23 protein-coding genes are annotated in these 26,779 nt (G+C 39.3%); 9 read left to right on the top strand and 14 right to left on the bottom strand.

Going from position 1 to position 26,779, the window contains the following annotated elements:
- Positions 1–35 precede the first annotated feature (35 nt).
- Positions 36–3,113 carry a TonB-dependent receptor domain-containing protein gene (locus tag AACV01_RS08890; RefSeq protein WP_161682738.1) on the top strand — a complete coding sequence of 1,026 codons (3,078 nt, stop codon included), beginning with the start codon at positions 36–38 and terminating at the stop codon, positions 3,111–3,113.
- Positions 3,114–3,140: 27 nt separating this feature from the next.
- Complete coding sequence (locus tag AACV01_RS08885) at positions 3,141–3,944, top strand: energy transducer TonB family protein (RefSeq protein WP_161682736.1); 804 nt, start codon at positions 3,141–3,143, stop codon at positions 3,942–3,944.
- Positions 3,945–3,997: 53 nt separating this feature from the next.
- On the opposite strand, the gene AACV01_RS08880 is transcribed toward AACV01_RS08885, so the two are convergent.
- The 8 genes from AACV01_RS08880 to rpmH all read right to left on the bottom strand — a co-directional run bounded on the left by AACV01_RS08880 (position 3,998) and on the right by rpmH (position 11,866).
- Positions 3,998–5,959, bottom strand: a complete 1,962-nt coding sequence (locus tag AACV01_RS08880; RefSeq protein ID WP_196296602.1) for an insecticidal delta-endotoxin Cry8Ea1 family protein — start codon at positions 5,957–5,959, stop codon at positions 3,998–4,000.
- 31 nt (positions 5,960–5,990) lie between these two features.
- A complete protein-coding gene (locus AACV01_RS08875) occupies positions 5,991–6,920 on the bottom strand; it encodes a metallophosphoesterase (RefSeq protein ID WP_004246518.1) in 930 nt (309 codons plus the stop codon).
- A 184-nt stretch (positions 6,921–7,104) separates the two neighbouring features.
- Complete coding sequence (locus AACV01_RS08870) at positions 7,105–7,569, bottom strand: DUF1097 domain-containing protein (RefSeq protein ID WP_012368636.1); 465 nt, start codon at positions 7,567–7,569, stop codon at positions 7,105–7,107.
- A gap of 407 nt (positions 7,570–7,976) precedes the next feature.
- Positions 7,977–9,341 (bottom strand): tRNA uridine-5-carboxymethylaminomethyl(34) synthesis GTPase MnmE, encoded by a 1,365-nt coding sequence (mnmE, locus tag AACV01_RS08865; protein WP_004246513.1) that lies wholly within the window; start codon positions 9,339–9,341, stop codon positions 7,977–7,979.
- A gap of 137 nt (positions 9,342–9,478) precedes the next feature.
- On the bottom strand, positions 9,479–11,119 hold the full coding sequence (gene yidC / locus AACV01_RS08860) for a membrane protein insertase YidC (RefSeq protein ID WP_004246512.1): 1,641 nt from the start codon (positions 11,117–11,119) through the stop codon (positions 9,479–9,481).
- A 2-nt stretch (positions 11,120–11,121) separates the two neighbouring features.
- A complete protein-coding gene (gene yidD, locus AACV01_RS08855) occupies positions 11,122–11,382 on the bottom strand; it encodes a membrane protein insertion efficiency factor YidD (RefSeq protein ID WP_012368639.1) in 261 nt (86 codons plus the stop codon).
- The gene (gene rnpA, locus AACV01_RS08850) at positions 11,346–11,705 is read right to left on the bottom strand and encodes a ribonuclease P protein component (protein ID WP_004246510.1); all 360 of its coding nucleotides are present in this window, start codon (positions 11,703–11,705) and stop codon (positions 11,346–11,348) included. Before rnpA ends, yidD begins: the two co-directional genes overlap by 37 nt.
- Before the next feature lie 17 nt (positions 11,706–11,722).
- Positions 11,723–11,866, bottom strand: a complete 144-nt coding sequence (gene rpmH / locus AACV01_RS08845; protein ID WP_004246509.1) for a 50S ribosomal protein L34 — start codon at positions 11,864–11,866, stop codon at positions 11,723–11,725.
- A gap of 722 nt (positions 11,867–12,588) precedes the next feature.
- On the opposite strand from rpmH, the gene dnaA reads away from it, so the two are divergent.
- The 4 genes from dnaA to gyrB are packed head-to-tail and all read left to right on the top strand — an operon-like array spanning position 12,589 to position 18,632.
- Positions 12,589–13,989 carry a chromosomal replication initiator protein DnaA gene (gene dnaA / locus AACV01_RS08840; protein WP_004246507.1) on the top strand — a complete coding sequence of 467 codons (1,401 nt, stop codon included), beginning with the start codon at positions 12,589–12,591 and terminating at the stop codon, positions 13,987–13,989.
- Between the two features lie 4 nt (positions 13,990–13,993).
- The gene (gene dnaN, locus AACV01_RS08835) at positions 13,994–15,097 is read left to right on the top strand and encodes a DNA polymerase III subunit beta (RefSeq protein ID WP_004246506.1); all 1,104 of its coding nucleotides are present in this window, start codon (positions 13,994–13,996) and stop codon (positions 15,095–15,097) included.
- An 11-nt stretch (positions 15,098–15,108) separates the two neighbouring features.
- On the top strand, positions 15,109–16,197 hold the full coding sequence (gene recF / locus AACV01_RS08830) for a DNA replication/repair protein RecF (protein WP_004246505.1): 1,089 nt from the start codon (positions 15,109–15,111) through the stop codon (positions 16,195–16,197).
- Between the two features lie 20 nt (positions 16,198–16,217).
- Positions 16,218–18,632 carry a DNA topoisomerase (ATP-hydrolyzing) subunit B gene (gene gyrB, locus AACV01_RS08825; protein WP_004246504.1) on the top strand — a complete coding sequence of 805 codons (2,415 nt, stop codon included), beginning with the start codon at positions 16,218–16,220 and terminating at the stop codon, positions 18,630–18,632.
- An 83-nt stretch (positions 18,633–18,715) separates the two neighbouring features.
- On the opposite strand, the gene asd is transcribed toward gyrB, so the two are convergent.
- Positions 18,716–19,822 (bottom strand): aspartate-semialdehyde dehydrogenase, encoded by a 1,107-nt coding sequence (asd, locus tag AACV01_RS08820; protein ID WP_004249769.1) that lies wholly within the window; start codon positions 19,820–19,822, stop codon positions 18,716–18,718.
- Positions 19,823–20,321: 499 nt separating this feature from the next.
- Here asd and AACV01_RS08815 point away from each other — a divergent pair, with 499 nt between their 5' ends.
- Positions 20,322–20,891 (top strand): class I SAM-dependent methyltransferase, encoded by a 570-nt coding sequence (locus AACV01_RS08815; protein ID WP_004249768.1) that lies wholly within the window; start codon positions 20,322–20,324, stop codon positions 20,889–20,891.
- A 55-nt stretch (positions 20,892–20,946) separates the two neighbouring features.
- Here the strand turns inward: AACV01_RS08815 and pdxR are convergent, their stop codons facing one another.
- Entirely contained in the window at positions 20,947–22,434 is a 1,488-nt protein-coding gene (gene pdxR / locus AACV01_RS08810) for a MocR-like pyridoxine biosynthesis transcription factor PdxR (protein WP_017826983.1), read from the bottom strand.
- A 128-nt stretch (positions 22,435–22,562) separates the two neighbouring features.
- On the opposite strand from pdxR, the gene AACV01_RS08805 reads away from it, so the two are divergent.
- Positions 22,563–23,021 carry a GNAT family N-acetyltransferase gene (locus AACV01_RS08805; protein ID WP_004249766.1) on the top strand — a complete coding sequence of 153 codons (459 nt, stop codon included), beginning with the start codon at positions 22,563–22,565 and terminating at the stop codon, positions 23,019–23,021.
- Between the two features lie 95 nt (positions 23,022–23,116).
- On the opposite strand, the gene AACV01_RS08800 is transcribed toward AACV01_RS08805, so the two are convergent.
- The gene (locus AACV01_RS08800) at positions 23,117–23,854 is read right to left on the bottom strand and encodes a tetratricopeptide repeat protein (RefSeq protein ID WP_004249950.1); all 738 of its coding nucleotides are present in this window, start codon (positions 23,852–23,854) and stop codon (positions 23,117–23,119) included.
- Positions 23,855–23,962: 108 nt separating this feature from the next.
- On the opposite strand from AACV01_RS08800, the gene murQ reads away from it, so the two are divergent.
- Complete coding sequence (gene murQ / locus AACV01_RS08795) at positions 23,963–24,862, top strand: N-acetylmuramic acid 6-phosphate etherase (RefSeq protein ID WP_161682734.1); 900 nt, start codon at positions 23,963–23,965, stop codon at positions 24,860–24,862.
- Positions 24,863–25,023: 161 nt separating this feature from the next.
- On the opposite strand, the gene AACV01_RS08790 is transcribed toward murQ, so the two are convergent.
- The 3 genes from AACV01_RS08790 to AACV01_RS08780 form a co-directional block, all read right to left on the bottom strand.
- Entirely contained in the window at positions 25,024–25,407 is a 384-nt protein-coding gene (locus AACV01_RS08790) for a type II toxin-antitoxin system death-on-curing family toxin (protein ID WP_049196622.1), read from the bottom strand.
- Positions 25,404–25,625 (bottom strand): type II toxin-antitoxin system Phd/YefM family antitoxin, encoded by a 222-nt coding sequence (locus AACV01_RS08785; protein WP_004246496.1) that lies wholly within the window; start codon positions 25,623–25,625, stop codon positions 25,404–25,406. Before AACV01_RS08785 ends, AACV01_RS08790 begins: the two co-directional genes overlap by 4 nt.
- A gap of 280 nt (positions 25,626–25,905) precedes the next feature.
- Positions 25,906–26,769, bottom strand: coding sequence for a YicC/YloC family endoribonuclease (locus tag AACV01_RS08780; protein ID WP_004249947.1), 864 nt, complete (start codon positions 26,767–26,769; stop codon positions 25,906–25,908).
- Between the last annotated feature and the right edge of the window lie 10 nt (positions 26,770–26,779).

Below are 26,779 nucleotides of genomic sequence, written 5' to 3'. Positions count from 1 at the left end.
TGCATGACTTCTTTATTAATTAAGTAGGTAACACAATGCATGTAGTGCTTTTTCACAAACGTACGTTAGTCTCCATGATAGTTTCACTCTCCTTATTTTCTCTCAATAGTTATTCCAAGACTAAGGATAATACAACCGATCTTGGACAAATTCAGGTTGCAGATAATTTAGAAAAAGATCAACAAGGTTATGCTCAAGTCTATGAAAAGGATGTGGCTAATATTTATTTAGGCAAAGCCCTTATTGAACGTTATCAAGGGGTATCACCTGCAGATTTATTTAAAAGCGCGATAGGTGTTTATAGTGGTGAAGCCCGTAATGGAGGAGCATTGGATCCGAATATTCGTGGTATTCAAGGCCAAGGACGTATCCCCGTTACTGTGGATGGTACTGAGCAGGCGATTACGGTTTATCGTGGTTATAGCGGTGCATCTAATCGTAACTATATTGATTCAAATTTGATAAGCAGTATCTATATAGAAAAAGGCCCTTCACTTAATCCTAATATAAAAACAGGGATTGGCGGAGGGGTTGCCATTAAAACATTAGATATACGTGATATTGTGCCCATTGGTGAGTCTTTTGGTATTAATTTTAAAGGGGATATTAGTAATAATGCCACAGGTTATAAAGATATTTATATCAATATGATTGAAGATTATCGTAATTATCCAAAATTCTATCATAAATATTCTTTTTTAACTGATCCCGCATTAGAAATAACACCTGAAAAAAATAAAGATTTAAAGTTTAATGACTATGCGTTTCGTATTGGAATAGGATTTGAGAATGAAAAATTTAATTTACTCTTTGCATATGCATTACGTGAAAAGGGAAATTATTTAGCAGGTAAAAGAAATAAAGACGATTATCTTAAAACAGATTACATGCATGAGATACATGCTACAGATCATAAATTCAGGTTAACACCTTATGTGCCTTTTATTGCTCATATTTATCGACCTGGTAATGAAGTGCCAAATACATCTAATCGTAACCGCTCTTTTTTAGTAAAAGGAACTCTATTTCCACAACAAGCGCATCGTTTCTCCATTAATTATCGATACACCGATTTATTATTTGGCGACATTATGCCATTACGTTTAAGTTGGGCTCGTTATGAAGAAAATTTAGTTAATCAATGGCCTTTGGCAAATATTACACAACAAGCAGGCATATTAACTTATCAATATAAACCAGAAGATAAAAAAACAGATTTATTACTGCGTTTATGGGGCAATTTAACGACAGGAAATACTAATACTCGAGGAGGAGCACCTCGACAACCTAAGAATAGAGATATAACTAATGATTTTGATCGATATTTATTTATGAAATCAAAATCTGAAAGTGGTATGAGTTATGACACTGATACTCGTTTTTTAGATACAGCTTCTCTATATCAAGATAATAATCGTTATGGTGTTGATTTTTCATCGTTATTTAAATTATCACCTCAGTTTTCTATTTCTTTTTCCGGTCAATATCAATTGGAAAAATTAGATAGTCATGAGCTTGAACTTCCCATGGGTTTTGATTTCGTGACCGAGGGGCGAGCAGGGCAACGTCATGAAGTCAATTTAGCGTTAGCCACAGATTGGAAACCATTACCCTGGTTTGCGATGAATATTGGCGGTAAATATCATTACTATCATCTGACGGATACCTTTTTAAATAATAAACGGAAGAATAGGGTTAAAAATTACGAGAAAACAGCCCCTATCCGCGGTTATCTGATCTCTTATCGACGAGTATTAACCCCAGAAGAGTATTTACTCTATCGTGCGGTTAACAAAATTGATGTCGATACTTTACCTGACGAGTTAAAAAATTACCGAAATTCTGCTGAGCTGAGTAAAAAAATTAGAGACTTTCAACAAGCGGATTTAGTTTACCCTGAAGGTGGCGCTTTGCTAGAGGAAATCAAGGAGCAGATAGTTAGGCCATATCTTCAGAGAATACAGCATGATATGGAGCATGAAGATTTTATTCGTAATAACCATGGAAAGATGCAAATAAAAAACGCTAAAGCCATCCCGATGAAAAGAGAGTTTAGCCTTTGGTTATTTGATGAAAATGGCGTGCTATCTAAGAGTAAGAATATTTTACTTAATGGTTTTCTTGATATGGAGGAAAAAGTCCCTCATCCAGTGACGGGGGAGTTAGTCTATCGCTTTGAAAAAGATGTTATTAATCCTCAGGCATTTTCTCTATCAGAAGATATTCAAGATCCCTACGCACTGGAGCCTAGCTATCAGCATGGCGCATTTTCCCCTTTAATCTCTGCCACCCTTTATGCCAACGATATGGTGCGTTTTTATGGCCGTTATACTGAGCAATTGCGTTTACCTAACTTATTTGAAGATACCAGTGGTTTTTCAGGCTCTAAAGCTCGCTATTATGGTTTTAAGTTAAAGCCAGAGCGTGCCAAAAGCAGTGAGTTTGGTGTGGTTGTTGATTTTACGCATTGGTTGAATATAGAGCGCCACGCTGATATTAAAATTAATTACTTTAAAACGAACATTGAAAATGTATTTGATAGAGATGCTAATTGGCAAATTAGACAGTTAGAAAAACAAATATTAGAAGGTGTAGAGTTACAAGCCCGGTTTGATAATGGATTTATTTTCTTTGATACCGCATTAGTGTATAGCCATAAAAATAAAGTCTGTGATGAAAATGCTTTTTATGAGCTTGATGCATCAGGATTATCGGGTATTAAAAACTGTATGACAGGGGGATACCCTGGCGGATTTTTGCGCACCTCAATGCAGCCTAAATACTCAGTTAACCTACATTTAGGCACGCGCTGGCTAAATGATAAATTAGAATTAGGTAGTCGCTGGCTCTATTCATCAGAAGTTGAAAATAAAGATGAAAAATGGCTTAAAGAAAATTTACCTAATAGCTATTTTGGCATAAATAATAATCCGATGCGTTGGGCAAAAGTATTTACTATTGATGCTTATGCAACCTATCAATATAGCCCCAATTTATCTTTTGAAATAACAGGAAGTAATTTATTAAATGAATATTACATTGATCCGCTGACCCGTTCTGGTATGCCGGCACCAGGAAGAAGTTTGCGATTAGGTGTAACAGCCCAATTTTAATACAAGGATAAAATAGGAGTTTTATTTATGTTGGCACTTTCTGTCAGACAGCCACTTAATATTTATTATTGGCTCATTGCGATATCATTAGTTTATATCAGTTTATTGAGTTGGGTACTTAATTCATGGTCTATGACAGAAAGTGCGCACCATATTGATCAGCAACAGCAAAATACATTATCGGTCTATCAGGTGATGTTTTCGCCACCTAAACAATCTACTACCATGATTGAACCGAGAATAAAGATCGAGTCACAACAACCACCTATTGCACTACCAAGAAGTGAGAACGGTGAATTTATTGAAGCGCCCAAACAACCCGCAAAAAAGCGTCAACAACAACCGACCCCAATAACACCTAAAGCGATAAAACAGGTAAAAAAACAGCCAGTAGTAGACAAAACAGTACCTATAAAACCACGTGATTTAACAAATCACAACATAGTTCAAAGTACATCACAACCATCAGCAGAAAACTTAACACAGCATACCGCGAGTTCATTGGCTGGGAGCAGTCGTGCATTAAGTGAACATGGTATTGGACAGGGAGAGTCTGAAAATCACTATATCAGTTTATTGCGCCGAGAAATTGAGCGTCATAAGCGTTATCCTGCGCAAGCTCGTCGTATGCAAGATGAAGGGCTGGTTGTTGTGCGTTTTTCATTAACCGATGAAGGCTATATTTCATCCGTTGTACTTGAGCAGACCTCAGGGGTGGCATCTCTTGATAATGCTGCACTTGCTGCGGTAAAACGGGTAAAACCAATTGGCCCGAAACCTAATAACTTATCTGATCCTTTAACTATCTCGTTAAAATTTCAATTAAATTGAATAAAAAATACCTAAGTCAATATTACACTTAGGTATTTTATCGAAATAAAACATTAGAATAAAACAGTCATATCAGCCAACAAGGTATTAGGCTCAAAGAAATAGAGATGAAAATAGAGATTTTTTTGATCTTCTTGACTAAAAATACAAGATAAATCAATTTGATAAGTATAAAAATAACTTTTATTATCGGAAATAGGATGATTAAGTAATGGGGTTATTTTATAAATAATATTATCTTGTTCTGTGGCGAGCTTAAATTCAGCAGAACCAATAATAGTGCCTTGGGTCGCATCGCCCGTTCTTGCCACTACAGCTAACGATTGTTCCTGCGTAATTGCACACTGTAATAACAAGGTGATTTTTTGTGATAAACCCACTTTGCCAATCGGCTCTTCGGATGGTAAGCAAAAATAGGCATCGTGATTTAATAAAATACAATTTTTCCCCACTAACATATCACTATAGCCATATTGAGCTTTGCTTAATTGAGTCATAAATCCATGATTTAAATCGAGTTCATAGCTCTTTTTTGCTGTGGGTAAATGATTTTTAGTGTCAAGGGGTAAGGATGCATAACCATCATAAAAACGAAATATAGGTGCAGATTCGGTTAACCAAGCTCCTGAGTCAGCTTGACAGCTTTTTCCATTGTGACGACTTAAATAAAGATTTACGCCATTAAAGCAGTAGCCAGGAATATTAAGATACGATTTATTATCTCGATTACCTTGACCGATAGTAAAACTATTATTGTTAACATCATCAAGTACCATATATTTTAACCCTCCCCAAGGTGTGTCAGAAATATAGCGAACGGAGGGTAAAATTTGCGTTGGTGACAGATAGGCTTTCTGACTGTCTGGGGTAAAAAATGTGTCATTTTTTATAACATCATGGCTATCTCCTGCCACGCCATTACAGCCTTCATATTGAAAACTATCTACCTCTTTTTCAGGTGTTAAGTAGTTCTGTTTTAAACGGATCACTGCATCAATATGAGAGTAGGATTCAATACTTTGTAGCATGGATGTTCTATGTAATATATCTTTTCCCATCTCAACGTAAGTCTTGTAATAACTGATTTTTGGATCATGGCTATAGTCATTTCCATAAAGCTCTAAGCTATTCCAACGAGCAAAGGGGGTTGTAAATTCAATTTCAAAACTACGTTTAACCCAAGTTTGATAGAAAGATAAACCAGAAGTATAGATACCCACTAAAAAAGTATTACATTTATTATAATCATCTTTAAGAACTTGGGAGGTCTGCTGATAAATGGCTTTATGAATATTGGCGTTAAATTTATCAATGCTGTTTCTTAATGTTTTTAGATTATTTTTGAAATAATCCTCTTCCAGAGCAAGTTTTTCTTTATTGGTTAATATATCGCAATGGGCGGCGACAAAAAGTGCGCAACAGTGGCAATAAAAGGGCAATCCTGCTGATTGTGCTAAATTTAATACTAATGGTTGTTGAGCAATAATTGTCGAAATCACATCATCAAAACGGTTAAGAACTTGTTCCCGTAAATCTCGTAATTGTGTTTCTGAATAATGCACCTTTGGGTCAAGGTAACGAGCGAGAGAATCTGAAAATAATTGATAAACGTCACTAATTCCTTCTGTTGTGAGTTTAATGATTTTTATATTGTTATCAGTGATTTTAGCATCAATAATACGAGAGACATGGGCAATAATTTGCTCAGCTAAAGAGCTATCTTTCATATTTTTATTCATGAGGCCAAAAAGCGCGGAAGTAATTTTTGAAAGTACCCCCCCAACAACGGGTATTAGACCAATGATATGACCCACGACCACTTCACCCACCATAATAGGCGCATTAAGCGGATCTTGTTGATTAAATTCATCCACAACAGTGGGTAATATATTACTGTTGCGATTAATCATATCTAACATCCCATCCTTTAAGTCCTCATATTCAATGCAGGTTAAAGGTTGAGTGCAGGGGAGTGACGAAGGGCTTATTGATATTTTTAACGGATTTAAATGCATAAAAGAGACTCCTTCTCTGACGTAGTATTATTTAATTCCATTTTTCTATTAATTGAGGTGTACCTGATAAGCCGTTATAAACAGTGATAGATAATTCTGTACCACGGATTTCTACGGCTAAATAATCTCCTTTAAATAGCGCACCACTATTATAAACTGGGACATCGCCGAAGATCTCACTGCCACCATAACGGTTATCTTGACCAACATAATGGGTATGCCCAACAAATACCGCTTTTACCCCGTAATGTTCTAGCATATATTTAAAGAAGGTCAGCTCTTCTTGAGAGGATTTTTCTGGGAAGTGTTGGTTTCCATCATGGAAGTTTAATATGATGGTTTTATTGCTATTTCGGGCCTGAATTAAATCTTTTTCTAACCAATCAATAGAATCTGTGACATTAATGGTTGAAGCTGACCAGTGATCGAGCACCACATGATAAGTGGGATAGTTTTGTAATTGTACAAAATGGATATCACCATATTCCCAAGAGTAAGCCTTACTACCTGAATATTCGCTACTATCGTATCTAAAATTACCTGAAGTCGCATAATTACGATACTCTTCAATACGGTAGTGCATATCAAAAACCATGCCTCTTGCACAGGCATTCATACTGTAATCGGCATTACTCGGCTCTGCACAGTCACCCACATTGTTTTGATAATCGTGATTACCAAGTCCAACATAGGTATTAAATCCTAAAGGTGAAGGGGCAAACAGTGCACGAAAACTCTCACGTTGGGAGCGACGGCCAAATTCTGTTAAGTCACCATTTATAATGCCAAAAGCAAAAGATTTTTCACGGTGTAATGCTTGAATACTGTCTCTAACGCTTTTTACGGTGGTTTCCCAACGGGATTGATCATTATTGGGGTCATTATTATCCAGATCTAGACGCCAAGGTTGTGGATCTGACATGACAATAATATTGTAATCAGTAGATTGTGTTGTTGTCATCGCGATACTCCTCGTTACATTTTTATGGGTTAGCCTCCTTTTTGACCTAAATAGCCATAAACTACAATTGCAAAGTTTATTAGTGGACTGTGAGAAACATTGGAGAAAGTGGTGAAAAAGAGAAAGCGGCGCTCTAGAAATAAAACCTATAGAGTTACCGCTTTTTTATGGTGAGGTAAATTGATTAAATGGCTTTCTTCTGTGATTTATTCGCGATCCACAGTCCGCTCATTTTCATCGAGTAACCAAATAAAATACCGAGAATGAGTGAAGGGATAGCTTGTGTTAAATGACCTTGTGCGGCAAAAATAGTACATGCGCCAATAAAAGTACCCGGAATATAAGCCAGTAATGTGCTTTTAGCTTGCACACACATTACAAAGGCAATTACACCGGTGACGGCGTAGCCAAAAATCGCACTATCATTAAACAGTTGGCTACCATAAATAATCGCTAATGCCCAAATAACACCACTCATAATAGTCGCAATCGTCACGACTAAGCCTTTAAAACCTTCTTTAGGGTAGGCGAAATAAGCCGTGCAACCTAAAAAACCAGCCCAACTTAATAAGTCAAATTGGCTAGCAACAAATGCCCAAATGGCAGAAAGAATGCCTGTTGTCAGCGCAGTAAAATAAAGCGTTCTCACGATAGACTCTTAAAAGTAGTGGGGATATTTACCCTGTTAACTAAAGGTGAAGTTTAGCATTGTCATTAGTTGATTTACTATATTTAGATCATTAAACATCATCATTTAAATAACAAATTTTTTGCTATCTGAAATCTATTTATCTATTGAAAAATAAAAGATAAAGTAAACGATTGCTTTATTAGATTTATAGTTAAATAAAAAATAACCAAGTATGTTGTTTGATATATATTATTAATAGGTTAATTAAAATCGAGTATTAAATAATATAATAAATAAAAATAATTAATTTATGACACTATTTTTGAAAAAACGTATTAACTAACTTTATATCGTATATATGCAATTTTTACCTGCTATAACCGGTAAAGTAATATTTACACGCTATAGCAGGTAAAGTTTGGTCGTTACTTCCCAATACAGAAACTAGAGAAAATTCGCCCTAATAAATCATCCGATGTAAATTCACCAGTAATTTCGCTTAATGCTTGTTGAGCAAGTCTTAACTCTTCTGCTAATAGCTCACCTGACTTGGCATAAACCAATTGCTGATAGCCTTGTTGTAGGTGTTCAGCGGCTGTGTTTAATGCTTGTAAATGACGACGGCGCGCTAAGAAGCCCCCTTCAGTATTGCTGTTAAAGCCCATGGCTTCTTTAAGGTGTGAGCGTAGTAATTCAATGCCCATTCCATCACGGGCAGATAAACGGATCATCGGATAGTCACCTTGCGAGGTGATCTCGGCAGGTTCACCCGTTAAATCTGATTTATTGCGAATAACGGTGACCGGCAGTGTGCTAGGTAAACGAGCCATAAACTCAGGCCAGATCTCTTCCGGTGTCGTCGCCTCGGTGGTGGTACTATCAACCATAAAGAGGACTCTATCTGCTTGCTCAATCTCTTGCCATGCACGCTCGATACCAATACGTTCTACTTCGTCACTGGCTTCACGTAAACCTGCTGTATCGATAATATGTAATGGCATACCATCAATATGAATATGCTCGCGTAATACATCTCGTGTTGTACCCGCTATATCGGTGACAATGGCCGCTTCTCTTCCCGCTAATGCATTTAATAAGCTTGATTTACCGGCATTAGGGCGCCCGGCAATGACGACTTTCATCCCTTCACGCAATAGGCTGCCTTGGCGCGCTTGCGCACGAACATCGTCTAATTGACTGATAACCGTATTGAGTTTGCCCTCGATCACCCCGTCAGAAAGAAAGTCTATCTCTTCATCAGGGAAATCAATAGCCGCTTCAACATAGATACGCAAATTGGTTAAGGACTCGACCATCTCATTAATATGAGAGGAGAAAGCACCTTGTAAAGAGTTAATCGCAGAGCGTGCCGCTTGCTCTGAACTGGCATCAATTAAATCGGCAATTGCTTCAGCTTGCGCTAAATCGAGTTTATCGTTTAAGAAGGCTCGCTCTGAGAACTCACCGGGCTTAGCAATACGTATACCGGGAATTTGTAGAATACGCTTTAAGAGTAAGTCGAGAATAATTGGGCCACCATGGCCTTGTAGTTCTAAAACATCTTCACCCGTAAAAGAGTTAGGATTAGGGAAGAAAAGGGCGATACCCTGATCAAGCACTGAGTTATCTTCATTACGAAAAGGAAGATAGTCGGCATAACGTGGCTTAGGTACTTTGCCTAAAATAGTTTGTGCCACAACAGCCGCTTTAGGGCCAGAAACGCGTAGGATACCAACACCGCCTCTTCCAGGAGGTGTGGCCTGAGCGACGATAGTATCAGTGCTATGCATGGTGAACTCGCTTAATCAGAATAATCATTAATCGTATAAAAATAAAAAAACAGAAGGCGGCCTATTAGACCGCCTTCACTATTTTATGTCACTTTTCTTTGAATGTAACCAAAGAAGAGGTTTTTCCTGATGTGACCTTATTTTTTGTCTCTACTATGTAGCCCACGTTTTTCCAGACCGCGGTAGATTAACTGCTGCTGGATAATGGTTACTAGGTTACTGACGATATAGTACAGAACCAGACCTGATGGGAACCACAGGAAGAATACAGTAAATACAACCGGCATAAAGGTCATAATTTTTTGTTGCATCGGATCAGTGACTGCTGTTGGTGACAGTTTCTGAATGATGAACATCGTCACACCCATTAGTAATGGCAGAATATAGTACGGATCTTGTGCTGATAAGTCTTGGATCCATAATATAAATGGTGCATGACGTAATTCAACCGAGCCCATTAACATATAGTATAAGGCAAGGAAGATTGGCATCTGGATAATCAGCGGTAAACAACCACCAAGAGGATTAACTTTCTCTTGTTTGTATAACGCCATCATTTCTTGGCTCATACGTTGTTTATCATCACCAATACGCTCACGAAGTGCCGCCAGTTTTGGTTGCAGTAAACGCATTTTCGCCATAGAGGTGTATTGCGCTTTCGTGAGTGGATACATAATACCACGAACGATAAAGGTGATCATGATGATGGAGAAACCCCAGTTACCGATAAAGCTGTGCAGGAATTTCAACAGCTTAAACAGTGGCTGAGAGATAAACCATAACCAACCATAGTCAACAGATAGGTCTAAATGTGGTGCGATTGCAGACATTTCAGACTGGATCTCAGGCCCGACCCATAATGTTGAAGTGATATCCTGTGTGCTATTCGGTGCAACAGTAATAGGTGCTGATTTATAACCAATCAGTGCGATAGATTTATTATCTAAAGTGATAGAGTAGAAGTTGTTATTCTGACTATCTTTAGCTGGGATCCACGCGGTTGCGAAGTATTGTTGTAACATCGCAATCCAACCATTGTTGGTTGTGATAGAAAGGTTTTTATCTTCGATATCACCAAAGCTATATTTTTTATAGTTGGTTTCATCTGATGAATAAGCCGCACCACGATAGGTATGTAGCGCAAAGTTGCTACTTCCAGTATCACGGTGTTCTGGTAACTTAACAGACTGTTTTAACTGACCATAAAAGTTCATTGTCAGTGTTTTATCTGTTGGGTTCTCAACTTTGTACTCAATACCAATGTCATACTGACCTTTTTTCAGAATAAAGGTTTTGACGAATTTCACGCCTTCTTCATTCACAAAAGTCATAGGTACACGTAATTCATCTTGGTTTTCACCTAAGATAAATTCTTGTTGTGTGGCACTGTAGACAGGGCGAGATTTCTGATCTGGACCATCAGGGCCAATTAAGCCACTTTGAGCCTGATACAGGAATTGAGGTGTAGTTTCCAGTAAACGGAAAGGGGTTTTTGAATTAAGCTCGGCGGGATAGGCTAACAAATCAGCCTCATCGATAGTACCGCCCTGAGTATTGATACGAAGATCAAGTACGTCAGTTTTTACGGTAATCAATTTTGCCTGCTCATTGCTGTTACCAGTCACAGCAAGACTATCACTGCTTGGCATGTCCGCTTGTTGCGAGACCTGAGTAGTAGTGGTGGTGTTTTGTGATACTTTATCACCCTCCCACTGCTGCCAGATCAGGAAAGAAACGAACAGTAAAGCGATGAATAGAAGATTGCGTTGCGAATCCATCGTTAATTTTCTCTGTTATCGTCGTTTTTTCTAGGTGGGACAGGATCATCACCACCTTCGTGTAAAGGGTGGCATTTTAATATGCGTTTCACTGTTAACCAACTACCTTTTATCATTCCAAACCTGCGCAATGCCTCAATACCATAATGAGAGCACGTAGGATTGAAACGACAACGAGGCCCCAACAGAGGACTAATCCCCAGTTGATAGCCCCTAATCAGCAAGATCAGGATTTTTGAGCCAAGCGACAATGACGACGCCATAATTTACCCAACACTTCCGTCAATTGGTGGTTATCAAGTTCAGCTACCCCCTTCCTTACTAATACCACAAAATCCATAGCAGGTAATTGATGCTGATGTAAACGAAAGTATTCACGGGCTAATCGTTTAATCCGATTACGCTCATGAGCACGTTTAACGTTTTTCTTTGCGATAGTTAGACCGATGCGGGGATGCCCCAGCTCATTCTGGCGACCCAAAATTGTAACTTCTGGTGAACTCGCACGCTGTGGCTGCTGGAAAACAAAATTGAAATGCTTGGGAGTTAACAAACGTAACTCCCTTGGAAAAGCGAGCTTAACCACGGAATGGTTAGCTTTTATTATTTCGAAGAAACGGTCAGACGAGCGCGGCCTTTCGCACGACGGCGAGCCAGAACCTGACGACCATTTTTAGTGGCCATACGAGCGCGGAAGCCGTGGTTACGGTTGCGCTTCAGTACAGACGGTTGAAAAGTGCGTTTCATAGCGATTTCTACCTACTTTATATTATTACTGATTCAGCAAATGCGTTGACAGACAGGAGTGCAATAAATAAACAAACCAGTACTTCAATCGCAGCATCAATGATGGAAAGATGCGGGATTGTAATAAAATCACTCAAATGCGTCAATGAAGATGACGTTTTAAGTACCGATTTTTGTCGTCTTTTTTAGCAAACCCGATTATCAATCCTTACTTATGCGCAACGCTCGCTCTTATCGACACCCTAAAAAGGGAAGATAAAGGGCGAATTGTTGGTACAAGCACGCAGGGTGCAAGATTATACGGACTCAGGGTGAAAGCGCAAGGATCTTTGGTGGATCATCATGCAGATAATTGATCATCCTTTATAAGAAGAGCAGAAATTTACCTACAGAAAGTTATCCCCAATTGCTATTTATAGGGTGACTCAAGTACACTAGAACTCCCTTACCTATTTATTTCGGAGAATTATCACAAATAGGTAAGCCTGTGGATAAAAACCATAAAAACTGTGTAAAAGAAAGAGGATCTTCGTTTCATTTTGCGATATGATCCCCCGTCACGATCAGAACAACCAGTCTGCGATCGTGAAGCACGATGTAAAAATCGTGGTCATCAAAGTTGTTCCTTATTAAGAATTGAAGAGGAACGGTGTTGTGTACCTAAGTGTTTAATCACATTTTTCCTGTTTATTTTTTAGTCTTGTTTTTGAGGGGAGTCCGCCGTGTCACTTTCGCTTTGGCAGCATTGTCTTGCCCGATTGCAGGATGAGTTACCTGCCACTGAATTTAGTATGTGGATACGTCCCTTGCAGGCAGAACTAAGCGATAACACGCTGGCACTGTATGCACCTAATCGTTTTGTGTTAGATTGGGTAAGAGAAAAGTACATTAACAATATTAATGCGTTATTAGTCGACTTTTGTGGTTCTGATGTCCCTTCGTTGCGTTTTGAAGTGGGGAATAAACCTGTATCAGCACGTACCACCGAGAGTGTTCCCAAAACCGTGACACATCCCGCGGTTAATTCCACACCGACTAACAGCCAGCCTGTGCGTCCTAGCTGGGATAATCAACCGCAATCCCAGTTACCTGAACTTAATTATCGTTCTAATGTTAATCCTAAACATAAATTTGATAATTTCGTTGAAGGTAAATCGAACCAACTTGCTAGAGCTGCCGCAAGACAAGTTGCTGATAATCCTGGAGGAGCTTATAACCCACTGTTTTTATATGGGGGAACGGGTCTGGGTAAAACGCATCTATTGCATGCAGTGGGCAACAGTATTATGGAACGTAAAGCCAATGCTAAAGTTGTTTATATGCATTCGGAACGTTTCGTGCAAGATATGGTAAAGGCGTTACAAAATAATGCTATTGAAGATTTTAAACGCTACTATCGCTCTGTAGATGCGCTATTAATTGATGATATTCAATTTTTTGCCAATAAAGAGCGTTCACAAGAAGAGTTTTTTCATACCTTTAACGCTTTGTTAGAGGGAAATCAGCAAATTATTTTAACCTCAGACCGTTATCCTAAAGAGATTAACGGGGTAGAGGATCGATTAAAATCGCGCTTTGGTTGGGGATTGACCGTAGCCATTGAACCACCAGAATTAGAAACGCGTGTGGCGATTTTGATGAAAAAAGCGGACGAAAATCAAATCCAGTTACCTGATGAAGTGGCGTTTTTTATTGCCAAACGACTCCGCTCTAACGTCCGTGAACTAGAAGGTGCATTAAACCGAGTAATAGCTAACGCAAATTTTACCGGTCGAGCCATTACCATCGACTTTGTGCGTGAAGCATTACGTGATTTACTCGCATTACAAGAGAAACTCGTTACTATCGATAATATTCAGAAAACTGTAGCAGAATATTATAAAATTAAGGTAGCGGATTTGTTGTCGAAGCGACGATCCCGATCGGTTGCCCGTCCGAGGCAAATGGCAATGGCGCTGGCAAAGGAATTAACAAACCACAGCTTGCCTGAAATCGGGGATGCCTTTGGTGGTCGTGACCATACTACGGTACTGCATGCTTGCCGAAAAATAGAGCAACTGCGTGAAGAAAGTCACGATATCAAAGAAGATTTTTCTAACTTAATCAGAACATTATCATCCTAGCGCTATGAAATTTATCATTGAACGAGAACAGCTGCTAAAGCCGCTGCAACAAGTCAGCGGCCCTTTAGGCGGTCGCCCAACTTTACCTATTTTAGGCAACCTGTTGCTTAAGGTGACGGAGAATACCTTATCGCTAACAGGTACAGACCTTGAGATGGAGATGATGGCAAGAGTGAGTCTTAGCCAATCTCATGAAATCGGTGCAACGACTGTTCCTGCGCGTAAGTTTTTTGATATTTGGCGCGGATTACCTGAGGGAGCAGAAATCAGCGTAGAATTAGACGGTGATCGCTTACTCGTTCGTTCAGGAAGAAGTCGTTTTTCTTTATCGACACTCCCTGCGTCTGATTTCCCGAATTTAGACGATTGGCAAAGTGAGGTTGAATTTACTTTGCCACAAGCCACTCTAAAACGTTTGATTGAATCCACACAGTTTTCAATGGCGCATCAAGATGTGCGTTACTACCTCAACGGTATGTTATTTGAAACGGAAAACACGGAATTGCGCACGGTTGCTACTGATGGTCACCGTTTAGCGGTCTGTGCCATGGATATTGGACAATCTTTACCCGGACATTCTGTTATTGTGCCACGTAAAGGTGTTATTGAACTGATGCGTTTACTTGATGGCAGTGGTGAGAGTTTATTACAGTTACAAATTGGCAGTAATAATTTACGCGCTCATGTAGGCGACTTTATTTTTACCTCGAAACTGGTTGATGGTCGTTTCCCTGACTATCGCCGCGTATTACCGAAAAATCCGACTAAAACAGTTATCGCAGGTTGTGATATCCTCAAACAAGCGTTCTCTCGTGCGGCGATTTTATCGAATGAAAAATTCCGTGGGGTGCGTATTAACCTCACTAATGGACAATTAAAAATTACCGCTAACAACCCTGAACAAGAAGAAGCAGAAGAAATTGTCGATGTTCAGTATCAGGGGGAAGAGATGGAGATCGGTTTTAATGTGAGCTACCTTCTTGATGTGTTAAATACACTCAAGTGTGAAGAGGTAAAATTATTACTGACTGATGCTGTTTCAAGTGTACAGGTTGAGAATGTGGCAAGTGCAGCTGCAGCTTATGTTGTTATGCCGATGCGCTTGTAATCACGATTAATATGATTTTATCCCGTTTATTGATCCGCCATTTTAGAAATATTGAACAGGCTGATTTGCCATTAGCGGATGGTTTTAATTTTCTTGTAGGACCAAACGGGAGTGGGAAAACCAGTATACTTGAAGCGATTTACACATTAGGCCATGGACGGGCATTTCGTAGTGCCCAAGCGAATCGAGTGATCCAGCATGATGAAAATGCGTTTATTTTACATGGGCGTTTAAGTGGCCTTGATGAAGAAAGTCGCGGTTACTCGATTGGTTTAAGTAAAGATCGCGAGGGTAACAGTACGGTACGTATTGATGGTAGCGATGGGCATAAAATTGCAGAGTTAGCGAAGTTATTACCGATGCAATTAATCACCCCTGAGGGGTTCACATTACTTAATGGTGGGCCTAAATATCGTCGTGCTTTTATCGATTGGGGTTGTTTTCATAATGAGCCTCGATTTTTTGCTGCATGGTCAGATTTGAAACGCGTTTTAAAACAGCGTAATGCAGCACTTAGGCAAGCGTCGTCTTATCGACAACTCTTACCTTGGGATAAAGAGCTTATCTTACTGACAGAACAGATAAGCCAATGGCGAGCTGAATATACAGAAGATATCGCCAAAGATATTGAAGAAACGTGCCAATTATTTCTCCCTGAATTTACCTTGAAAGTCAGTTTTCAACGAGGATGGGATAAAGAAACCGATTATGCACAGTTGCTAGAACGTCAATTTGAACGTGACAAAGTGTTATCATATACCTCGTTAGGTGCTCATAAAGCGGATTTACGTATTCGTGCTAACGGCACTCCGGTAGAAGATATGTTGTCACGGGGTCAGCTTAAGTTGTTAATGTGTGCATTAAGGCTGGCACAAGGTGAATATTTCACTCGTAAGAATGGGCAAAGATGCCTGTATCTGCTCGATGATTTTGCTTCTGAATTAGACGCAAATCGGCGCCAGTTGTTAGCCGAGCGTTTAAAGTCTACGCAAGCTCAGGTGTTTGTCAGTGCAATCACTTCTGGGCAAGTTAAAGATATGCTAGATGTAAATAGCAGGCTATTTAGCGTAGAACATGGCAAAATAGAGGTTAAACCATAGGAATAAAGCGAGAAACGTTGATGTCGAATACATATGACTCCTCAAGTATCAAAGTATTAAAAGGGCTGGATGCGGTGCGTAAGCGCCCGGGGATGTATATCGGGGATACAGATGATGGAACCGGTCTGCATCACATGGTCTTCGAGGTGGTCGACAACGCTATCGACGAAGCCCTCGCGGGTTACTGTGATGAGATTATTGTCACTATCCATTCAGATAACTCAGTCTCTGTTCGCGATGATGGCCGTGGTATTCCAACGGGTATTCATGAAGAAGAGGGCGTTTCTGCAGCAGAAGTGATTATGACGGTTCTGCATGCGGGTGGTAAATTCGATGATAACTCCTATAAAGTCTCTGGTGGGCTGCATGGTGTAGGGGTTTCCGTTGTTAATGCGTTGTCTGAAAAACTTGAACTGACTATCCATCGTGATGGTAAAATTCATCAACAAATTTACCGTTCAGGTGTACCTGACGATCGCTTAAAAGTGATTGGTGAAACAGATAAGTCAGGAACCTTTGTTCGTTTCTGGCCAAGTCTTGATACCTTTAAAGGTGAGACTGAATTCCAATATGATATTTTAGCGAAACGTCTGCGTGAGCTCTCCTTCTTAAACTCAGGAGTCTCTATTCGTTTAATTGATAAACGTGATAACCGCGAAGATCATTTCCACTATGAAGGTGGTATCAAAGCATTCGTTGAATACTTAAGCCGTAATAAAACCCCTATTCACCAAAATGTATTCTATTTTTCTACAGAGAAAGATGGCATTGGTGTTGAAGTGGCGATGCTGTGGAATGATGGTTTCCAAGAAAACGTTTATTGCTTTACCAATAATATTCCACAACGTGATGGTGGTACTCACTTAGTTGGTTTCCGTACCGCAATGACCCGTACGCTAAACAACTATATGGATAAAGAAGGCTTTAATAAGAAATCGAAAATCAGTGCAACGGGTGATGATGCTCGTGAAGGCCTGATTGCGGTTATTTCTGTTAAAGTACCTGATCCGAAATTCTCATCACAAACGAAAGATAAACTGGTTTCTTCTGAAGTTAAAACAGCGGTAGAAACGCTGATGAATGAGAAGCTGGTGGAATATCTATTAGAAAATCCGACTGACGCAAAAATTGTTGTTGGTAAAATTATTGATGCCGCTCGTGCCCGTGAAGCTGCGCGTAAAGCACGTGAGATGACGCGTCGTAAAGGCGCACTCGATTTAGGCGGTTTACCGGGTAAATTGGCGGACTGTTCTGAACGTGATCCTGCTTTTTCTGAACTTTACTTAGTGGAAGGGGACTCTGCGGGTGGCTCGGCAAAACAAGGGCGTAACCGTAAAACACAAGCCATTTTACCGTTAAAAGGTAAGATCTTAAACGTTGAAAAAGCGCGTTTTGATAAGATGCTGGCATCTCAAGAAGTGGCAACGCTTATCACGGCATTGGGTTGTGGTATTGGCCGTGATGAATATAACCCAGATAAACTGCGTTATCACAGCATTATTATCATGACGGATGCGGACGTCGATGGTTCTCACATTCGTACATTATTACTGACGTTCTTCTATCGCCAAATGCCAGAAATTATCGAACGCGGTCATATCTTTATTGCTCAGCCACCTCTCTATAAAGTGAAAAAAGGGAAACAAGAGCAATACATTAAAGATGATGATGCGATGGATGAATATCTGATGTCTATTGCGCTTGATGGTGCAGCGCTTTACGTCAGTGAACATGCCCCAGCTATGCATGGTGCACAATTAGAAAAACTGGTTGTTGACTACCATGCTGCGCATAAAATTATTCGTCGTATGGAGCGTCTCTATCCACTGAGTATGTTAAATAGCTTGGTCTATCACTCAACGCTGACAGAAGATGATCTCTCTGATAAAGCGAAAGTGGAAGAGTGGATGAGTGGCTTGGTGAACCGTTTAAATAATGCGGAAGAGCAAAGCAGTACTTACAGCTATACCATCACACAAAACGAAGAAAATCGTTTATTTGAGCCAGTATTACGCATTCGTACTTACGGTATCGATACAGACTATAAATTGGATTACGATTTTATTCATAGTAGTGAATATCAACGTATTACTAATTTGGGCGATATTATTGGTAACCTGATTGAAGAAGGGGCCTATATTGAGCGTGGAGAACGTCGTCAGGCGATTTCAAGCTTTGAAGAAGCCCTAGAATGGTTAACCAAAGAATCACGTCGTGGTCTTGCTGTACAGCGTTATAAAGGTCTTGGTGAAATGAACCCAGAACAATTATGGGAAACCACCATGAACCCAGATACACGTCGTATGATGCAAGTCACTGTGAAAGATGCGATTGCGACCGATGAGTTATTCACAACCTTAATGGGTGATGCTGTTGAACCTCGTCGTGCCTTTATCGAAGAGAATGCACTAAAAGCAGAAAATATCGATATCTAATAAATAACGTTTTCTTGAGTCAAACAAAACCCGCTAATTCAATAGGTTAGCGGGTTTTTTATATCTATAGTATTCGTTGTGTTTTAAGCTAAGATCTTCAGCATACGACGAAGTGGCTCTGCAGCACCCCATAACAACTGATCACCCACGGTAAAGGCAGAAATAAATTCAGGTCCCATATTCAGTTTGCGAATACGTCCTACAGGGGTACTTAATGTGCCCGTTACGGCTGCTGGGGTTAATTCGCGCATTGTTAATTCACGATCGTTTGGCACTACTTTTACCCAATCATTATGTTGGGCAAGCAATTGCTCAATTTCGTTAACCGGTAAATCTTTTTTCAGTTTTAAGGTGAATGCTTGGCTATGACAACGTAATGCACCTATACGAACACAAAGACCATCCACAGGAATGATATTTGAACCGGTGTTTAAGATCTTGTTGGTTTCAGCTTGGCCTTTCCACTCTTCACGGCTTTGGCCATTTTCCAATTGTTTATCAATCCAAGGAATTAAGCTACCTGCCAGTGGAACACCAAATTGCTCTGTCGGCATAGTACCACTGCGAGTAAAGTTAGTGACTTTGCGCTCAATATCTAAAATTGCCGAGGCTGGATTTTCTAGCTCTTTAACCACTTGGTTATGTAATGCACCCATTTGTGACAATAATTCACGCATATGACGCGCACCTGCGCCGGATGCGGCTTGGTAAGTGGAGACACTAGCCCACTCAACTAAATCGTTAGCAAAAAGTCCGCCCAAAGACATCAACATTAAGCTTACGGTGCAATTCCCCCCCACAAAGGTTTTAATACCTTTATTGAGGCTATCTTGGATATGTTGACCATTAACGGGATCAAGAATAATCACCGCATCATCATTCATGCGTAGTGCAGATGCCGCATCAATCCAATAACCTTGCCAACCCGCTTGACGTAATTTGGGATAAATATCATGGGTGTAATCACCCCCTTGGCAACTGATAATGATATCGAGTGAGGCGAGCGTATCAATATCATAAGCATCTTGCAGTGTACTACGATGATTGCCATAAGCAGGTGCTGCTTCACCTAATTGAGAAGTGGTGAAGAAAACAGGGTTTATCCCATCAAAATCACGTTCTTCAACCATTCTTTGCATTAAAACGGAGCCGACCATACCACGCCAGCCCACAAAACCAACATTTTTCATTGTAATTACCCTGTCTTTGTCTGTAGGAATAGTGAGAGACTTCACACTAACCTGACAAAATATAGAGAGAGGTGCAAGTGAATTTATTGATTATTTACCAAAGAATTAGAAGTGTTTCTAATAGTCTGCATAGAGTTAACAAAAGGAAACCACAGAACGAACAAATATCACGAATTTGTTAAAAATAATGCGCCATTAATTAAGTGAACATTAAGCATAAATCATTTATAAAAAAGATTAAGATGATTCCGTTATGACTTATTTCATTTTTTTGATAAATAAATTTATATTCTTGTCTAATAAACAATGATAAAAATAGAAAAATGTAAAATAGTGTAATATATAAGAAAAACGTATTTACTTAGAGATAGCTCCAAGCTTTATACTGAAATCCGTCATTAGTGAGATGACATAAATTCATAAATAAAAAATAACGATGAATGTACTTCATTTTATCTGATTTTTATTTTATCTAGATAAAAGCTTTAGGGGGCGCAAGATGGATTTATCAACCTACTTTCCATTATCAACCTATTATTCATATTTAAAGCGGTTTGTACTGTCTCCTACCACAATGGGAACTATTGCGCCTTCATCACGTTGGTTATGTTATGAAATGCTCAATAAATTAAATTGGCAACAAGATATCCAAATTGCCGAATTAGGTGCGGGAACTGGGGTGATTACGCAACAGATCTTAAAACGTATGTCATCAAACTCGGTATTAGATGTTTTTGAGATAGAGCCGGCATTCGCTAATGAGCTGAATAAGATTAATGATCCCCGTTTAACCATCTATACAGCGTCTGCTGAAAAGTTAGATAGTCATTATAATATGATTATTTCTGGGTTGCCTTTCTTGTCTATTAACAGAAGGTTAGGGTTAAAAATCTTAAAGCGGGTACATAGCGAATTATTAAAAACCCAAGGTTGTTTTGTGTTGTTTCAATATACCACTCGATATGAAAAAACATTATCTCGTTATTTTCATTTAGAGAAAAAACGTGTGATGTTAAATGTACCGCCAGCTTGGGTTTATTATTGCACGCCCAAAAATAAAATAGGGTAAATAGAAATCTTATTCGATTTTTATAGTGAAAATGATAAATAAGAATAAATGTTATTTATTTAGATAAAGCTTGAGCAAGCAAAATAATATTTTTTTCAATTTCAGAGGGATGGTGTGCGGCATACCCTAATAATATACCCTGTTTAGGATAAGATTGAATACAATAACGCGATAAAGGCTGTATGGCTAACCCAATTTTCCGTCCCTCTTTCACAATATATTCTTCTGTATAACCAGACTGTAACCAGCAGACAATATGGATGCCAGAATCAGTCGGTTCAATACGAAAAATGTGAGAGAGATACTTTTTTATCGTATTGGTTAACGTTAGATAACGTTCATAACAGGCTTTTCTGATCCGTCTAACATGGCGAGCATAATGTCCTTGAGATATAAATAGCGCTAATGTTGCTTGTTCTAAAAAACCAGAATGAGAGTCGGTGTAGTATTTAGCGACTTTAAAACTGTCAATTAAAGATGGAGGTACCACTAAAAAGCCTAAACGAAATCCCGGGTACATCATTTTTGAAAAGGTTCCGGCATAAATAACCCGCTGATGTTTGTCTAATCCTTGTAGAGCTTGAATGGGTTTAGTGTGATAGCGAAACTCGCTATTGTAATCATCTTCAAAGATCCACATGTTATTGGACGATGCCCACTCTAATAAGGCAATACGACGTGAAAGTGAAAGAGTATTACCTAAAGGGAATTGATGTGAAGGTGTGGTGAAAACTAGTTTTGCTTGCGGGCATTGGTCTATAGCTTGAGAAATATCCATACCGTCACTATCTGAACGAACGGGGTGTATTTTTATACCATACGATGTAAAGATAGCTCGAGCGCTGTCATAACCAGGATCATCTAACCAAGCAGTATCTCCCTCTTGTAATAGCACTCGAGTAGCAAGATTAATCGCTTGCTGTGTGCCATTGACAATGATGACTTGCTCAGGTTGACAGTTAAGCCCACGTGTTGATTGGGCATATTGGCATATCATCTTTTTTAATGGTGTATAGCCTGTTGGCGAGTTAAAGGTTGCGAGTTCTTTTTTGGAGTGTCGCCAAACTCGTCCTAATAATCTTCCCCAAAGCTCATGGGGGAAAAGATCAATACACCCAACACCCACATGAAACATAAAGCGACTATTGGTATTTAGTTGTGATTGTTGCCAAAAAGCATGCATCTTTTGCAAATTAGGATTAAGGGTTCCTAATTCATTATCGATATGCAATGAAGACGTCGGCAGGGTTGTTTTAACCCACTGATTGGAATTAATGCTATCAGGAATGGTATTCGTAACAAAAGTGCCCGACCCGCGACGAGTAAATAAATAGCCTTCATCAATTAAACGTTCAAATCCGGCAATAACAGAATTGCGAGAAATCGACATCATTTCAGCCAATGTGCGACTTGACGGTAGACGGCTACCCGGAGATAGAACGCCTTCTAAAATAGCCTTTCTAACGGCGTAATAGACTTGTGAGCTAATAGACCCTTCTTCTAATACAAGGTTAGGGAAATAAGCTGTTGGTTTCTGTTTCATAAAGTGGATCCTATAAAAACACAAAAAGTGTACCTTATTAAGAGCCAGAATTAAACGTACTATGACAGCAATAACAGGCCGAGTGATATCTTTTTATCGCGTTGATGAGAGTAGAAGGAAGTAAATAAATGAGCACAATATCGATGGCAGTTTCCGTTCAACTTATTGAGCAAGAGCATTATGCTCAATGGTTACCATATTGGTTAAGTTATCAGGAATTTTATAACGTTGAATTATCAGAAGAGATAACATTAAAAACATGGGCGCGCTTTTTTGATGAGAAAGAGCCGATTTACTGTGCTGTTGCAACAGATGGCAAAAAAATACTGGGTTTTGTTCATTATCTTTTTCATCGTTCAACTTGGGCTGAAAGTGATTTTTGTTACCTCGAAGATTTGTTTGTTTCACCTGAAGCTCGTGGTTGTCATGTGGGGAAAAAATTAATCGATTTTGTAAATCAACAGGCTAAACAACGTAATTGTGCTCGTTTGTACTGGCATACACAGGAAACCAATTTACGGGGTCAACGTCTGTATGATTGGGTGGCTGAAAAACCAGGTGTAATTGAATACCGTATGGCGTTGTAAAAAATAGGTATCACGTCGAGATGAATAGAAAAGAGATGATATAAGCATAACCATCCCTTTTCTGAGCTAGGGGCATTTATTAGCTTTAATTTCGGTTAATTTAATTCTGGTTGGCAATAAAATTCATTGCCAACTTTTCTCGCTTCTTCACAGGCTTGTTTCATAAATGCATCTGCTTTTTGTTTGTTGGGCTCGATAATATGATATTGACCTGAGAACATAAAAGAGGCCATTGCTTGAGCAAATCCTTCAAATGTCATTTCATTGGCTTGTGCAAATAATTTATTGGTTTTTTCCATATCGACAGGAATATTACCTATACCACTATATAAAATACCTAACCAAATGGGGGCATAAACAAGTTCTTGTTGATGCGCTTGTGTGGCTTCTTCAAGTAATACCATCGCTTGCTGATAATCTACTTCACCAGATAAAGGAGCAATAAGCGCGGTTGCTAAGCTGATTTTTCCTCTCATGCTTCCTTTATTAACGGCAGTGGTGGCTAACTCTTTTGCTTCGACATAATAGCTTTTAAAATAAGGGTCGGCATTAAAGAGGTAAATGTCAGCAAGGAGCGCATAGGCATCGGCATAGCCACTTTTTATTGCTTCATTTGCCCACAGCTGTGCATTTAGCAGGTTTTTTTCTACGCCATCCCCCAGTAAATACATTTCGGCTAACTGATATTGAGCGAGTGCATTATGGTTTAGTGCTTCTTTGCGGGTATCTTCAAATAATTTTTTATCTTGCTCTTCGAAATTAGCGTGTAAAGAAAATGAGCAAAAAAGTGTTATTAGACTGATAAAGGTCGAAATAGATTTAATAAATGTCATGTAGAGTACCGTTTATAATGATTTTGAAAATATTACCAATAATAGTGGTATAAAAGCAGTTAATTTCTTTGTCTTAATCAAATAATTAATAATATTTGGAGAGTAATAATGGCTATTGACCTTAGCAATCTTGTCACGGAAAGTCGCAATCATCACAGTGAACATATTGATACACTTTCAACACTTGAAATGCTAAAAGTCATTAATAATGAAGATAAAAAAGTGCCTTTTGCGGTTGAAGCCACATTACCCCATATTGCACGGCTGGTGGATAAGGTCGTAACAGCATTTTCTCAAGGTGGTCGATTAATTTATTGCGGTGCAGGTACTTCTGGTCGTTTGGGAATTTTAGATGCCAGTGAATGTCCTCCAACCTATGGAACCCCCCATGATATGGTGATTGGCTTAATTGCCGGGGGACACAAAGCCATTTTACAAGCGGTTGAAAATGCAGAAGATAATGTCCAATTGGGGGCAGAGGATTTACGCCAGCTTAATTTTAATGCTAAGGATGTGCTAGTTGGGATTGCAGCCAGTGGTCGAACGCCTTATGTGATTGGCGCATTAGAATATGCACGCTCACTAGGTGCGGTGACCGGGGCAATTAGTTGTAATCCTGATAGTCCCATAGCGCAACGTGCCGATATTGCCATTACGCCGATTGTGGGGCCTGAAGTGGTAACTGGCTCATCACGTATGAAAGCAGGCACGGCACAAAAACTGGTATTAAATATGATAACCACAGGTGCCATGATAAAGATGGGTAAAGTATTTGGTAATTTAATGGTGGATGTTGAAGCCACTAATGCCAAATTAATTGAGCGCCAAATTCGTATTGTGATGCAAGCGACAGAGTGTGAACGAGCCACAGCTGAACAAGCACTAGCACAATGCCGACGTCATTGTAAAACAGCGATTTTGATGATTTTAGCCGGCGTAAATGCACAACAAGCAACACAGTTGTTGGCGCAAAATAAAGGGTTTATTAGACAAGCTCTAGCTAAATGATAGCTTTACAGATTTGCTTTTAAACGGAATGATAAATGCTATCTTCGCATTGGTGAGTGATCCGTCGCAATGTTAATCAGCGAAAATTCAATATGTCACTACCTTGTCATATTTGGTATGAAATATTGAAAGGAGCCTTTATTTTGCTAATGAAAACTATTTTAGTTAGTTTTCTCTACTAAGTTTTGTAGATGTTTTGCTAACTGGTCGACGGTTTTCTCACCTGTAGCTGCTTCCACTGTTAAGTTTTCCAGCATATTGTCGGTATCGCGGATCCTGATGCCATTACGATAGAGAAATGTCATGGTCACAAAAAATGCGGTACGTTTATTACCGTCATTAAATATGTGCCCTCGAGCGATAGCGACCCAATAAGTTGCTGCCAGTTCAAACACATCTGTAATGCCTTCATAATGTTTACGGTTTTGCACCCGGTAAATAAGAGCTTCCGCTCTGCCAGGATCGGACATACCGGCCACACCTGGGAAACGTTGTAATATACGATCATGGAAAGCGATAACTTCCTGTGCGCTAACCCATATCATCGATTTGTCAGTGCCTCTACGGTATGTCCATGACGTTGCATCATCATATCAAACTCTGCATCTAGCTTAGCATTCTGGTATGACTCAAATTCAGTTTTACTGATAACAACCGCTGAACAACCGTCTCTGCGGGTGATTTCAACAGGTTCACCGTGGGTCGCAATATCTAATACTTCTGAGATATTGGCTCGGGCTTGTGTCGAGGTATATGTACGCATAATATTTCTCCTATAATGTACATCTTAAGTGTACATTTTAAATAATAAATATGCAATTGTACTCAGTGATCAGAGATAACTATTTGTTGATGTAGTTTATATTGGGTGAGGGATTACAGCGCTAAGGTATAACCAAACAAGCTTTTTAAACTCGTCCAAATTCTCTTGCGCTTTTATTTAGTGATATCAAAATATGACTTAAGTAACTTAAAAAGCCAGCATTTACACTGGCTTACTGCGTTGGGTGATGTCGTGAGACTGAATAAATATAATCGATAATTTACTCAATATTCTGGATCTGCTCTCGCATCTGTTCAATTAATACTTTTAATTCAATAGCGGAATTGGTGACATCCGTATTAATTGATTTGGATGCTAGTGTATTGGATTCACGATTAAACTCCTGCATCATAAAATCAAGGCGACGACCGACAGCCTCTTTTTTACTGAGAATTTTGCGTGTTTCTTTAACGTGGGCATCTAATCTATCAAGCTCTTCAGCGACATCTAAGCGTTGCGCTAACATCACTAATTCTTGCTCTAAACGATTATTATCAACTTGAACTTGTGCTTCTTCTAATTTGCTGGTTAAGCGCTCACGTTGCCATTGGAGAATTTCGGGCATCTGTGCTCTTACTTTTACGACCTCAGCACTTACGGCATCTAAACGTTGCTCAATCAGCGTTTTGAGTGCTTGGCCTTCAGCTTCTCGACTTGCAATAAAGGCATCGATAGCTACATCAAGCTCTGCTAATAGTTCGCTACCAATGGCATCTAAATCTTGCTCTTGGGCTGAGATAACCCCAGGCCAACGTAAAATATCAAATGGGCTGATAGTACCTTCATGACTTTGGCTTTTTACCCAGTTAGCAGAAACAATCAGTTGCCTTGCTAAATTTTCATCCAAAGTCAGTTCACCTTGTGAGTGAGCATTGAGTTCAAAACGCAAGTTACATTCTATTTTACCGCGTGTTAAGCGATTACGTAGACGTTCACGAATAACAGGCTCTAAACTACGTAATTGCTCAGGTAAACGGATATATGTTTCAAGGTAACGTTGATTAACGGAACGCAGTTCCCATGCGGCGCTACCCCACTCTTTTTTGATATCTCGACGAGCGAAAGCGGTCATACTACGGATCATAATAGGGTCT

Source organism: Proteus sp. G2609 (assembly GCF_963896135.1).
Classification (GTDB): domain Bacteria; phylum Pseudomonadota; class Gammaproteobacteria; order Enterobacterales; family Enterobacteriaceae; genus Proteus; species Proteus mirabilis.
This window is presented reverse-complemented; position numbering and strand designations above follow the sequence as displayed.